The sequence below is a fragment of the Ramlibacter sp. genome (genome assembly GCF_035548915.1).
Taxonomy (GTDB): domain Bacteria; phylum Pseudomonadota; class Gammaproteobacteria; order Burkholderiales; family Burkholderiaceae_C; genus Ramlibacter.
Genome location: NZ_DASZSE010000016.1, coordinates 92560 through 104541, shown reverse-complemented (window position 1 = coordinate 104541; position 11982 = coordinate 92560). Strand labels below are relative to the sequence as shown.

At 68.1% G+C, this 11982-nt stretch carries 10 protein-coding genes; 3 read left to right on the top strand and 7 right to left on the bottom strand.

From position 1 onward, the window contains the following. Positions 1 to 41: 41 nt before the first annotated feature. The 4 genes from VHA82_RS04145 to VHA82_RS04130 all read right to left on the bottom strand — a co-directional run bounded on the left by VHA82_RS04145 (position 42) and on the right by VHA82_RS04130 (position 1897). A complete protein-coding gene (locus tag VHA82_RS04145; protein WP_325540549.1) occupies positions 42 to 266 on the bottom strand; it encodes a CsbD family protein in 225 nt (74 codons plus the stop codon). 3 nt (positions 267 to 269) lie between these two features. After that, positions 270 to 590, bottom strand: a complete 321-nt coding sequence (locus VHA82_RS04140; protein WP_325540547.1) for a hypothetical protein — start codon at positions 588 to 590, stop codon at positions 270 to 272. A 113-nt stretch (positions 591 to 703) separates the two neighbouring features. Next, positions 704 to 1165: a cupin domain-containing protein gene (locus VHA82_RS04135; protein ID WP_325540545.1), complete on the bottom strand. Its 462-nt coding sequence runs from the start codon at positions 1163 to 1165 to the stop codon at positions 704 to 706. Positions 1166 to 1168: 3 nt separating this feature from the next. Next, on the bottom strand, positions 1169 to 1897 hold the full coding sequence (locus tag VHA82_RS04130) for an RNA polymerase sigma factor (RefSeq protein ID WP_325540543.1): 729 nt from the start codon (positions 1895 to 1897) through the stop codon (positions 1169 to 1171). Between the two features lie 61 nt (positions 1898 to 1958). On the opposite strand from VHA82_RS04130, the gene VHA82_RS04125 reads away from it, so the two are divergent. From VHA82_RS04125 to VHA82_RS04115, 3 genes are all read left to right on the top strand, one after another. Continuing rightward, positions 1959 to 2450, top strand: coding sequence for a hypothetical protein (locus VHA82_RS04125; protein WP_325540541.1), 492 nt, complete (start codon positions 1959 to 1961; stop codon positions 2448 to 2450). 188 nt (positions 2451 to 2638) lie between these two features. Beyond that, positions 2639 to 3463, top strand: a complete 825-nt coding sequence (locus VHA82_RS04120) for an undecaprenyl-diphosphate phosphatase (RefSeq protein WP_325540539.1) — start codon at positions 2639 to 2641, stop codon at positions 3461 to 3463. Between the two features lie 156 nt (positions 3464 to 3619). Next, entirely contained in the window at positions 3620 to 4942 is a 1323-nt protein-coding gene (locus VHA82_RS04115; RefSeq protein ID WP_325540537.1) for a protein kinase domain-containing protein, read from the top strand. 12 nt (positions 4943 to 4954) lie between these two features. On the opposite strand, the gene VHA82_RS04110 is transcribed toward VHA82_RS04115, so the two are convergent. Genes VHA82_RS04110 through VHA82_RS04100 form a run of 3 tightly spaced genes read right to left on the bottom strand, consistent with a single transcriptional unit; the run spans position 4955 to position 11968 of the window. Beyond that, complete coding sequence (locus tag VHA82_RS04110) at positions 4955 to 5782, bottom strand: proteasome-type protease (protein ID WP_325540535.1); 828 nt, start codon at positions 5780 to 5782, stop codon at positions 4955 to 4957. Further along, positions 5779 to 8472, bottom strand: coding sequence for a DNA mismatch repair protein MutS (mutS, locus tag VHA82_RS04105; protein WP_325540533.1), 2694 nt, complete (start codon positions 8470 to 8472; stop codon positions 5779 to 5781). Before mutS ends, VHA82_RS04110 begins: the two co-directional genes overlap by 4 nt. Positions 8473 to 8518: 46 nt before the next feature. Beyond that, positions 8519 to 11968 (bottom strand): hypothetical protein, encoded by a 3450-nt coding sequence (locus VHA82_RS04100; protein WP_325540532.1) that lies wholly within the window; start codon positions 11966 to 11968, stop codon positions 8519 to 8521. Positions 11969 to 11982 lie beyond the last annotated feature (14 nt).

Sequence of the window (11982 nt, the reverse complement as noted above, 5' to 3'; positions counted from 1 at the left end):
AAATGCATCCGCCCCGGCGCGTCTTCGGTCGCTCTTTCGGCTTACTTCCTGTCGAGGTTGCGGTCCTCGCGATCCAGGTCGGTGGCTTCCTCGGCGCCATCCTTCAGGTCTTCACGAGCGTTGCCGATCTTCTGCTGAGCCTTGCCCTTCATTTCCTGAACGTGGCCCTTCAGTTCGGTGGACTTGTCGCCCAGCGCGCGGCCGACGTGTTCCTTCACTTCGCCGGTCACTTCGTTCGCGACACCCTTTACTTGCTGCTTGTTCATCGATCACTCCTTGGTTCGAGGTTCACGCTGCACGTCTGATTCGAGGTCGTGCGCCCATTGCCACGCTTCGCCCGGGTCGGCCGGTTTGTCGTCCTTCCAGGCGTCGCGCCAGAACGCGTCTTCCATCTGCGGATCGAGCAGATCCGCGATCAGCTTGCCACCCACGCCACCCACGGCCGCGCCGACGGCGGCACCCACGGCCGCGCCGACGACTCCCGCCGCGGCGACGGCTGTGGCTCCCGCTGCCACGGCACCCGTGACGCCGCCGATGGCGGTGCCCACAGGGTGAGTGCCGAGCGGACCGAGGGGCTTGTGAGAATTCATATGCAGCCTCCAGTGCATGCATTGCACCGCAGCGGCCACGGGCGCACTAGCGGACCGCGCCGAGCCCGTCTGTAGGCAGGGGCTGACCCGCCGGGTGCCCTGCCTCGGCAGTTTCAGAGCAGCTGATCGGCCCTGGGCGTCGCGCCACGCAGGAAGATCACGGCGCCTTCGTCGCTCGTGCTGTCCGCATCCATGATGTCGTGGCGCACGCGGTGATAGCTGCCGGGCGGCAGCACGAGGTTGCCGATGCGCAGGACGCCCGAGATCACCACGCATTCCTCATCGACAGGGTGCCGATGCGCCGGCAGCACCGCGCCCGGCGCGAACTTCAGCAGGTACGACATCACGCCGCCCTCTTCGAAGAGGACCTTGCGCTCGATGCCGGGCAGGAGCGCGTGCCACGAGCCTTGCCCGGCATGGATCGACGTGTGATGCGGCACCGAGTCGTTGGCGATCCTGCGCATGAGCTTCGCGCGCACGCGCTCGAGCGACGCCTCGTCGGCTTCGCTGGGCCGCTGCGCTTCGGTGAGCGCGCGGGCGATGTCCGGGTCGAGGTCGAAGTCGCGGTCTTCCATGGGTCAGTTGGGGCGGGCGCCGGCCGGCGGCGCCGCCACGCCATCTTGCAACGCTTCGCGCAATTTGTGCTGAGAGCGGGTCATGAGCGACTTCACCGTGCCGAGCGGCATACCGGTGATGGAGGCGATTTCCGACTGGCTGAAATCGCGGAAGTACGCGAGGCCGAGCACCCAGCGCTCGTTGGGCGCGAGCCGCGCGAGCGCGGCGTGCAGCCGGTGGCGCGCCTCGACGCTTTCGAGCAGGTCGTCGGGCCCGACGGGATGCGCATCGGCGTGCTCGTCGGCGTCGAACTCGGGCGCGCCCGGCAGGCCGCCGTGGCGCAGGGTTTCCTGCCTGAGCCGGTCGAGCGCGCGGCTGCGGGCCATGGTGAGAAGCCAGGTGAGGGCGCTGCCGCGCGACGCGTCGAACTGCGCCGCATTCCGCCAGGCCTGGAAATAGCAGTCGGAGAGGACGTCCTCGGCGTAGCCGTCGCCCGCGATGCGCCGCACCAGCGCGAGTGCGTGGCGGGCCGTGGCGCCGTAGAACTGCTCGAACGCGCGGCCATCGCCCCGGGCGGCCGCCTGCAGCCAGCCGGCCAGCGTATCGTCGCGCGTGGCTTGCGCGGCCAGGGGCTCGTTCGGAAGTTCTTGCATGCCTGAGGGCAGCAAGGCTAGCACGAAAGCACTGGCGGGCCGATGAGAAAGGAGGGCGTTCACTCCCCGGTTACGGCTGCCGGACTCGTCCGGATGCATGGCATGCATCCGACTCTCCGGCCGCCGCGTATTTCCGGCATCGTTCACTTGGAGGTATGCCATGCGCAAGACCGTGGAAGTCGACTACAGCCTGTGGATTGCGGCACCCCTGAAGACGGTGCAGTCGCAGTTCGCCGATCTTCAGCACCATATCGATGCGAACGTGCACCCCAAGCTGCGCTACGAGCTGCTCGCGCAGGAGCCGCGGCGGGCGCGCTATCGGCAGGAGGTGAAGCTGCTTGGCATGCGCCAGGCGGATCTCATGGACCGGCGCATCGACGACGACGGGTCGATCCATGACGAATCGATCGACGGCTTCAACAAGGGCGCGAAGATCGACTTCCGCTTCGAGCCGAAGCTGCAAAGCGGCCAGGCGGGGACCGAGGTGCACGTGAAGCTCAGGCTGCAGACGCCGCCTTTCATGGGCCTTCTGGCGCCGCTTCTGAAGAAGCAGGTGTGGAAGGAGACGGACGCCGCGGCGCGGCAGGACAAGGCGGACATCGAGGGCGGCCACTACCGGCCGTCGGCAGCGCTGAGCGCGGCCATGGCGTAACGTCGCCATCGCCCTCGCCCTCGCCCTCGCTGCAGCCCCCCACCTCGTCATTCCCGCGCACGCGGGAATCCAGAGACTTCACGGCGCGCCCCGACTCCCCGCCTGCGCGTGATTGACGGGGTGCGCCCGAGTGCCCCCGCGCAGACACGACCACGGCATAATCCGCGCTCTTCACGCGGAGCACGCATTTGGATCTCATCCTGCTGGCCAAGTCGGCCGTCATGGGAGTCGTCGAAGGACTCACCGAATTCCTCCCCATCTCGAGCACCGGCCACCTGATCCTGGCGGGCGACCTGCTCGACTTCAACGACAACAAGGCCAAGGTCTTCGAGATCGCGATCCAGACCGGCGCCATCCTCGCCGTGATCCTCGTCTACTGGCAGCGCATCCGCGACACGCTCGCGCGCCTGCCCACGCAACGCGAGGCGCAGCGCTTCGCGGGCAACGTGCTCGTCGCGTTCGTGCCCGCGGTGATCCTGGGCCTCGCCTTCGGCAAGGCGATCCAGGCGCACCTCTTCAAGCCCTGGTTCGTCGCGACCACCTTCATCCTGGGCGGATTCGTCATCCTCTGGGCCGAACGCCGCCCGCAGGAAGCCGCGCGCATCCACGAGGTGGACGACATGCGCTGGCGCGACGCGCTCTACGTCGGCCTCGCCCAATGCCTGGCGCTTCTGCCCGGCACGAGCCGAAGCGGCGCCACCATCATCGGCGGCATGCTGCTCGGCCTGTCGCGCAAGGCGGCCACCGAGTTCTCGTTCTTCCTCGCGATCCCGACGCTCATCGGCGCCGGGGTCTACAGCCTCTACAAGGAGCGGGCGCTTCTTTCCGCGGCCGATCTGCCGATGTTCGCGGTGGGATTCGTGTTCTCCTTCGCGAGTGCCTGGCTGTGCGTGCGCTGGCTGCTCAGGTACATCTCCAGTCACAAGTTCACGCCGTTTGCCTGGTATCGCATCGCCTTCGGCGTGGTCGTGCTGGTTTCGGCGTGGACCGGCGTGGTGCACTGGCAGCCCTGAGATACCTCACGCCAGGGCGGGCGTCCGCGTGCGGGACACACCGCCCTGTCGTTGCTGCGCCGCAGCATCCGGCAATCCGCCACGCAAATCGTGCGAATGAGTGGTTGTCGCGGCCCGTCCGATCAGCGAATATCGGGTCTTCCCCCAGGCAGGCCCATGAGCAGTCCGCCCAGCATTCCCCACACGATCGGCAAGTACCGCGTCATCCGTGAACTCGGACGCGGCGCGAGCAGTGCCGTCTATCTGGCCGAAGACGCGTTCAACAACCGCCAGGTGGCGGTCAAGCGCATCCACCAGCACCTGCTCGCCGACGAGCGGCAGGCGCGGCGCCTGAGGCGCGGCTTGCGCAACGAGGCGCTGCTCGCCGGGCGGCTGCGGCATCCCCACATCGTGCGGCTCTACGACGCCGACGACGACGCCGATCCGCCGTACCTCGTGCTCGAATACCTGCAGGGCACGTCGCTCGCGCGCTTTTGCACGCCCGACCGGCTCCTGCCCGTGCCACAGGTGCTGGACATCGTCTACAAGTGCTGCAGCGCGCTCGAACACGCGCAGGAAATCGGGCTCGTGCATCGCGACATCAAGCCCGCCAACCTCATGCTGCAGAGCAACGGCGACGTGAAGCTCACCGACTTCGGCACGGCGCTTTCGGTCCAGGGCGACGTGACTCAGGTGGCGGGCCTCGTGGGCTCGCCGCTCTACATGGCGCCCGAGCAGGTGCGCGAAGAGCAGTGCACGCACCAGAGCGACATGTTCTCGCTCACGGTGGTGATGTACGAGCTCCTCACCGGGCGCCGCCCGTTCGAAGGCGACTCGGACTACGCCACGCTCTACAAGATCGGCAACGAGGACCCGCCGATGCCGAGCGTGCTGCGCCCCGGTCTGCCGCCCGGGCTGGACGCCGTCATCAGCCAGGGCCTCGCGAAGAAGGCGCAGGACCGCTTCGCGACCTGGAGCGATTTTGCCGATGCGGTGCTCCAACTCAACAAGTCCAATTCCGCCAAGCGGGCGCAGCACCGCGACGGCGAACGCTTCGCGCAGATGCGCGCGCTTCCGTTTTTCGCGGGCTTCCACGACGCCGTGCTGTGGGAGGCGCTGCGGCTCGGAATGCTGAACATCCACTCCGCCGGCCATGAGCTTATGACCGAAGACACGCCCGGGGATTCGTTTTGCGTGCTGCTGGAAGGCACCGTGTCGATCAGCCGCCGCGGCCAGCGGCTGAACAGCGTCGAGGCGGGGGTGACGCTCGGCGAGATGGCCTATCTGCAGCCCGAGGCGCCGACCCGCACGGCCACCGCGATCGCCGAGAGCGAAGTGGTGGTGCTCGAGATCAAGAACGAGGCGCTGCGCCATGCCTCGGAGGATCTGCAGATTCGCTTCGACAAGGCGTTCATCGACTTGCTGGTGAAGCGACTGATGGTGACGACGGAGAAGCTCGGCAAGGCACAGTCGGAAGGACTGCACCTCGTCGACAAGTAAGCCCGCGGCCGATCAGATCAGCTTCTCCTCCGGCCGGGTGATCTTCTTCAGCGGCTTGTTGCGCCCGTCGTCCATCTTGAGCGGCACTTCGGTGTGCGCGTCATCCCACACCGGGTCCTCGAGGCTGTCGAACACCTCGCGCAGCTTTTGCCCCCAGCCTTCGTGCAGCATGCGGTAGTAAGGATTGTGCATGTCGATGCACACGACCTTGTCGGTCTGGAAGCGATTGGCCTCGTACACCACCAGATCGAGCGGCGGCCCGACCGACAGGTTCGACTTCATCGTCGAATCCATCGAGACCAGAGCGCACTTCGCGGCTTCGTCGAGTTCGGTGTCGGGGGTGATCACGCGATCGAGCACCGGCTTGCCGTACTTGTATTCGCCCACCTGGAAGTAAGGCGTCTCGGCCGTGGCCTCGATGAAGTTGCCCGCCGAATACACCTGGAAAAGGCGCATGTTCTCTCCGCGAATCTGCCCGCCGAAGATCAGGTTGACGTTGAACTCCACGCCCGAATGCTTGAGCGACTCCGCGTCGCGGTCGTAGACGTGCCTCACCGCCTGCCCGAGCACGCGAGCTGCGTCGAACATGCTCGACGCGTTCCAGATCGTGATCGGGTCGCTCTCGCTCGTTTCCTTCAGCTGCTCCACCTGCAGGATCTCGCGCACCGACTGCGAGATGCTCAGGTTGCCCGCGGTGAGGAGCACCATGAAGCGGTCGCCCGGCTTTTCGTACACGATCATCTTGCGAAACGTGCTGATGTTGTCCACGCCCGCGTTGGTGCGCGAGTCGGAGAGGAACACGAGTCCCGCGTTCAGTTTGATGCCGACGCAATAGGTCATGGCTTGTCTTTCGCGTGCAGTTTCTTCCTGAGCGCGTAGAGCGCATCGAGCGCTTCGCGCGGGCTGAGCGCATCCGGATCGATCGCGGCCAGCGCCGCTTCCACCGCGCTCGGCGTGCTTGCCGCGCTCGAATCCGGGGTGGGCGGCGATGCGAACAAGTCTACCTGCTCGCGCGATTCTTCCTGATGTTTTTCGAGCGCCGCGAGCGCGTGGCGCGCGTGGTTCACGACGGCCACCGGCATGCCCGCGAGCCGCGCGACCTGGATGCCGTAACTCCGGCTCGCGGGCCCGGGCTGGATCTCGTGCAGGAAGACGATGTCGGCGCCCGACTCCGCGGCGCTCACGTGCACGTTCACGGCGCAGTGGTGCTTGGCCGGGAACTCGGTGAGTTCGAAATAGTGCGTGGCAAAGAGCGTGAAGGCCTGCGTCCTGTCGTGCAGGTGCGCCGCGATGCCCGACGCGAGCGCGAGTCCGTCGAAGGTCGACGTGCCGCGGCCGATCTCGTCCATCAGCACGAGGCTTTGCGCGGTCGCGCCGTGCAGGATCTGCGAGGCCTCCGTCATCTCCAGCATGAACGTGGATTGAGCGTTGGCGAGATCGTCGGCGGCGCCGATGCGCGTGTGGATCGCATCGATCGGCCCCAGGCGGCAGGCCTGGGCCGGCACCCACGAGCCCATCGAGGCGAGCAGCACGATCAGTGCGACTTGCCGCATGTAGGTCGACTTGCCGCCCATGTTGGGGCCCGTGATGATCTGCATGCGCTGCTTCGGGCCGAGCTTCGTGTCGTTGGCGATGAAAGCGCCGCCGCTCGTTTCGGCCAGCCGCGATTCGACCACCGGGTGGCGGCCTTGCGTGATCTCGATGCCGGGCTCCTTCATGAATTGCGGGCGGCACCAGTTCAGCGTGAGGGAGCGTTCGGCGAGCGCCGCGATCGCGTCCAGCGCGGCGATCGCGCGTGCGAGGCGAGTGAGTGCAGGCACGTGCGGCTGCAAGTCGTCGAGAAGCTGCTCGTAGAGCCATTTCTCGCGGGCGAGCGCGCGTTCCTGTGCGGAAAGCGCCTTGTCTTCGAAGGCCTTGAGCTCCGGCGTGATGAAACGTTCCGCGTTCTTGAGCGTCTGCCTGCGGCGGTAGTCCGCGGGGACCTTGTCGAGCTGGCCCTGCGTCACTTCGATGTAGAAGCCGTGGACCTTGTTGTATTGGACGCGCAAGTTGGCGATGCCGGTGCGCGCGCGTTCGCGTGCTTCCATCTCCAGGAGGAAGCCGTCGCAGTTGTCCTGGATCGCGCGCAGTTCGTCGAGTTCGCTGTCGAAGCCGGAGGCGATCACGCCGCCGTCTCGCACGAGCGCCGCGGGGTCCTCGAGGAGAGTCTTCGCAAGTCTTTGAACGCATTCCGCGGGCGGCCGCAAGTCCCTCGCAATCTCCGCCAGCAAACTCCCTCTCGCGCTTGCGGGGGATCCGGGGTCCCCGGGAAGCTCTGCTTCTCGGGGGGCCGTGGGCTGCGGTGAGGGCAGCGCCGCGCCAACCCCCTGGCACTTCTCCAACGACCCCAGCATCCCCACCAGTTCCCTGGGCCGGACTTGCCTGAGCGCAATCCTTGCCGTGATCCGCTCCACGTCGTTGACACCCTTCAACCCGGCACGCACCTTCTGCCACAGCCCGTTGTCCCTCAGCGCATCGATCGCATCGAGCCGCCGCGATGCCTGCGCGCGTTGGCGCCGGGGCTCCAGCAGCCAGGACTTCAGCATGCGGCTGCCCATGCCCGTCATGCACGTGTCGAGCAGCGAAAAGAGCGTCGGCGCGTCTTCGCCACGCAGCGTCTGCACGAGTTCGAGGTTGCGCCGCGTGGTGACCGGCAGTTCGATCAGCTCGCCTTCGCGCTGCACCTGCAGCGACTGCACGTGCGAGAGCGTGCGACCCTGCGTGTGCTCCGCGAAGGCGAGCAGTGCGCAGGCTGCCGCGTGCGCATGCGTGAGTTCCTCGGCGCTCCAGGCGATGAGCGATGCCGCGTTCAGCTGCTCCATCAGCTTGCGGCGGCCGAGCCCCGCGTCGAACTGGAACTCCGGCCGCTGCGTGAGCGTGAGCGGCATCGCCATGCGCAGCGCCTCGATCGACCTGCCGAACGCCGGCGTCACGCCGGCGCTGAACAGCAGCTCGCTGGGCGCGATGCGCGCGACCCACGAATCGATTTCGTCCGCGTCGCATTCCGCGAGGCGCAGCGCGCCTTGCGTCACGCTGAGCCATGCGAGTCCGACGCGCCCGCGCGCGCCCTGGTGGATCGCGAGCAGCATCGCTTCGGACTTGTCCGAGAGCAGTTCGGTGTCGGTGAGCGTGCCCGGCGTGACGACCCGCAGAACCTTGCGCTCGACCGGTCCCTTGCTCGTCGCGACGTCGCCGACCTGTTCGCAGATCGCGACCGATTCGCCGAGCTTGATGAGCCGTGCGAGGTAGCCTTCGACGGAATGGAACGGCACGCCAGCCATGACGACGGGCTCACCCGCCGACATGCCGCGACGTGTGAGCGTGATGTCGAGCAGGCGAGCGGCCTTCTCCGCGTCGGCGTAGAACAGCTCGTAGAAGTCGCCCATGCGATAGAAAACCAGCGTGTCGGGGTACTCCGCCTTCAGGGCGAGGTACTGGGCCATCATCGGCGTATGGCGCGAGAGGTCGGTCGCTTCGGGATTTCGGCTCATGCAGCCGGGATTATCCGGGCAAGCCTTCCGCCATCCTCGCGGATGCTCAGGCCAGGGCCGCGAGCAGGAGGGACCTTCCAACGGGCGCCTGCCCTGCGGCGGGCGCGTCGAAAGCCACGAAGCGGGTACGCTCGTCGTCGCGCTGCGCCGACTCCTTGTAGATGCCGCGCGAGCGTTCCACTTGGCTCGTGGCGCTTATCGTCCAGCCGAATCCCTCGGGCACGTAGTTCGCCGGGTCGCGCGTGACCTCGTTCGCGCGCCGCAAGAGTAGACGCGCCTCCTCGGGCCGCCCTTCGCGCAGCGCCGCATTGGCTTGCCCCTGCAGCACGTTCGCCTGCACCCGCGCCGTCTCGGTCAGGCGAAAGCGCGTGAAGAGCTCCGCGCCGTCTTCCACCGCGCCCAGCTGCGCTTCGATCGACTGCCGCTGGCTCGCGGAGGCGCCGGGCAGCAGCGTCGCGAGGCAGCGCTGCAGATTGCCGCGCGTCACGCGCGCCACCATGCTGAGCGAAGGCATCTGCGCCGCCAGCGCGCTGCCCGGTTCGCCGCCCACGAGCATGCCGTGCTCGCGCACGACGGTGCGGCGCACGCCGAGGTCGATGCCCGTGCCGACTTCGGCGGAGGCCACATCGCCCGCGAGCGCGGCGCCGAGCACCGCTTCGGCGCGGACGTCGCGGGTGAAGGTTTCGCGGCGGATCGCGCCGGTTTCGTGCACGGTGCGGCTCTCGCCCGCCTCGGCCGCGAAGGTCGCGGAGAGCGACGCGATCGTGAGGTCGGCCGTCGCGGTGACGCTCGCGTCCGCGCTTCGTGCGGAGCGTGCCGCCGATTCGACAGTGCGCGCCGCGCCCAGTGCGGAGGCGACGTCGGCCCGGCGCGCGACAGCGACCAGGAACGCCTCGCAGTCCTCGCGCCGCTCGAACGTGAGCCGGTGCCCCTTGTCGCGGGCATGCGAGACGCCCAGGCGCACGTCCAGCGTGTCCATGAGCGTGGTGACCGATGCGCCTTCGCGCGTGCTCGTGCCCGCGAGGACTTCCACGTTGAACGTGCCGTCCGCCGCGTGCGAGACGCGGATGCCGCCGTGGCGCTCCGCCCGCATCTGCGCGCCCACCGTGAGGCCGGGCGCGACGGGCGTGGACACCGACATCTCGCCTTCCGCGCGGAAAACGATCGAGATGCTGCGATCGGGTTCGAGCTCAGCGAGCGCGCCGCGCAGCGCCGCTTCGTTCGCCTCGCTGCGCTTCTGGGCGGGGCTGAGTGCCGTGAGGGGGGCGGGGGAAGCCGCCGCACCCGCGGGTTTGCCGACGAATGCGGAACGCAGGCCCGCGCCGACCTTGCGCGTGAGCCTGGCGCGATCGAAGTCGTCGCAGAGCGCATCGAGCGTGCGCTTGTCGGCCGGCAGCTTTCTGAGCAGGTGAAGCGTGGTCTTCTGCATGGCCGGATCGCGCGACTGGAAGTTCATGCCCATCGCGGCCAGCCGGCTCATGACGAGGCTGCTGTGCGTGCCGCCGTTCGCGCTGCGCCCGGACACGGTGAACTTGGGGTCGCCGCTCTCGAGGGCGACTTGCAGCACGGCGATGCGCCGCAAGGTCTGGAAGACTTCCGTCGCTGCGCTTTTCTGCTGCAGCGCGCGTTCGATCAGCCGCTCGGCCTGCGCGTCGATCGCAGGGTCCCGGAGATCGGTTGCCTGAATGCCCAGGCCCTGCAGGAGCTGCATGCCGATCTGCGATGCGCGCACCTGCGGATCGACCGCGGCGGCCGCGGAGCTCTTCTGCAGCGCGGCGCTGAACGCGCGAATCTGATTCATGCACGCGAGCACGTCCGCGGAACTGCGAAAGCCTTGCTTCGAATGCAGTTCGATCTGCTGCGTGTCGAGCCCGCGCGCGCGCAGCTGACCGAAGAGTTCGTCGCACTTCGCACGGTCGGGCGCGCCCGTCGCGCTGTCGTGCAGCGACAGTCGAATCCAGTTGGCCACGGCCAGATCGCGCTGGCCGAGCGAAGCGGGCGCATGCTGCATGAACCATCCGATGAGCGTGGCGTCCGCCTTCAGCGCCTGGAAGGCGTTGGCGGGCGGCGCTTCCGCGCGGCCTTTCGCCCCCACGCGCTTCAGCACCGACGACTGGAACGCCGCGGACTGCATCGCATAGTCCAGGTCGCGGGCGACCTTGCGCTTCTCGTGCTGTGTCTGCAGGTTGACGTGCTCGAGTTCCGTTCGTGGCTTCGCGCCCGCGACCTTGAGCGCGAACGCCTGCTCGTCCCACACTTCACCGGGCAGCACGAGGTCGACGATGTCGGCGTCGCCCGCGCGCATGGACGTGAACCAGCCCGCTTCGCGCGGACCCGTCACGATGTCGTCGAGGCGCTTCAGGAGCGGCTCGCGCCAGGCGGGCGCCACGGTGTCCCTCACGTGCACGAAGCCCTGCCAGGCCTGCACGTACTCCTGCGCACCCAGCTGGCGCAGCGCGCTCTGCAGGCGCGGCTGGGCGGCCAGGCCTTCGAGGTCCTGCGTGCGCGTGCGCAGCGTCGCGAGCAGCGTGCGCGCTTCGCCCAGGGCCGCGAGCAGGCGCTCGCGCGCGACGCCGTCGAGGCTCTTGTTCTCGTGAATCGAGGTCTCGTGCTGGGCGAGTTCTTCCAGCCGGCGGCCGAGTTCCGCGGTGGAAGTCTGGATGGTCACACCGCGCGTGGCCGCTGCGATCAGCTGATGCTGCGTATCGGCGCCGTGCTCCATGAGAAGGCGCAGCTCGTCGATGCCCGGCTGGAGCTTGGCCTTGCCCGCGGGGGAGAGGCGAGTGTCTGCGCGCAATTCGTCGTCGATCGCATTCAGTGCCTGCAGGCGCATGGGCAGCGTGAGGCCGGCGCCTTGCAAGCCGTCGATTCGCGCTTGGTAGTGGCTCATACGCTCGGACTCGTTGTCGGTCGCGAACTGCGCGACGAGTGCCGTGTAGATGACTTCCACGAGCTTGTCGGCTCGCGCGCCGCCCACGAGGCCGGAGCTCACCATCGCCTTCTTCAGTTCCTGCCGGAACGCATCGCCGCCATCGGCCAGGAGGCACGCGACGTCTTCGCGATGATCCTTCGCTGTGCCGTGCACGCCCCGTTCGCCGGCGCGGGGCGGCCGGGCGAATTCCTTGGCTCGCGCGAACACGGCGTTGGGCTGGCCCTTGCCGGGCCGCACGGCCGCGAGCAGCGCGTCCATCGCCTGCTTCTTTCGCTCCTGGCCGTGCGGGCTGTGGCCGGCGCGTGCCGAAACGGCCGCGCGGAAGAAGCGGGACGTATGCGCGCGGTTGGCGGCGCGAAACGCTTCGGGCGCGAGGGTCGAGGTGGTCTTGCGAAAGAGGAAATCGGCCACGCGCGCCTTGCGCGACTGCCTGGCAGGACGGATCGCGCTCAGTTGCTCGACGAGGTCGTCCATGCCGTCGAACGCGTCGATCGAGGGGGTGAAGGCGGCGTCCGGCGGCGTGTCGAGCGCTCGCGGCTCGTTGTCTGCTTTGAGAGGGCTCATGTCGGCGGTCCGTG

Coding starts and splice junctions, on each gene's coding strand:
- VHA82_RS04145 (WP_325540549.1), bottom strand. CDS start 266: ATGAACAAGCAGCAAGTAAAGGGTGTCGCGAACGAAGTGACCGGCGAA.
- VHA82_RS04140 (WP_325540547.1), bottom strand. CDS start 590: ATGAATTCTCACAAGCCCCTCGGTCCGCTCGGCACTCACCCTGTGGGC.
- VHA82_RS04135 (WP_325540545.1), bottom strand. CDS start 1,165: ATGGAAGACCGCGACTTCGACCTCGACCCGGACATCGCCCGCGCGCTC.
- VHA82_RS04130 (WP_325540543.1), bottom strand. CDS start 1,897: ATGCATCCGGACGAGTCCGGCAGCCGTAACCGGGGAGTGAACGCCCTC.
- VHA82_RS04125 (WP_325540541.1), top strand. CDS start 1,959: ATGCGCAAGACCGTGGAAGTCGACTACAGCCTGTGGATTGCGGCACCC.
- VHA82_RS04115 (WP_325540537.1), top strand. CDS start 3,620: ATGAGCAGTCCGCCCAGCATTCCCCACACGATCGGCAAGTACCGCGTC.
- VHA82_RS04110 (WP_325540535.1), bottom strand. CDS start 5,782: ATGACCTATTGCGTCGGCATCAAACTGAACGCGGGACTCGTGTTCCTC.
- mutS (WP_325540533.1), bottom strand. CDS start 8,472: ATGAGCCGAAATCCCGAAGCGACCGACCTCTCGCGCCATACGCCGATG.
- VHA82_RS04100 (WP_325540532.1), bottom strand. CDS start 11,968: ATGAGCCCTCTCAAAGCAGACAACGAGCCGCGAGCGCTCGACACGCCG.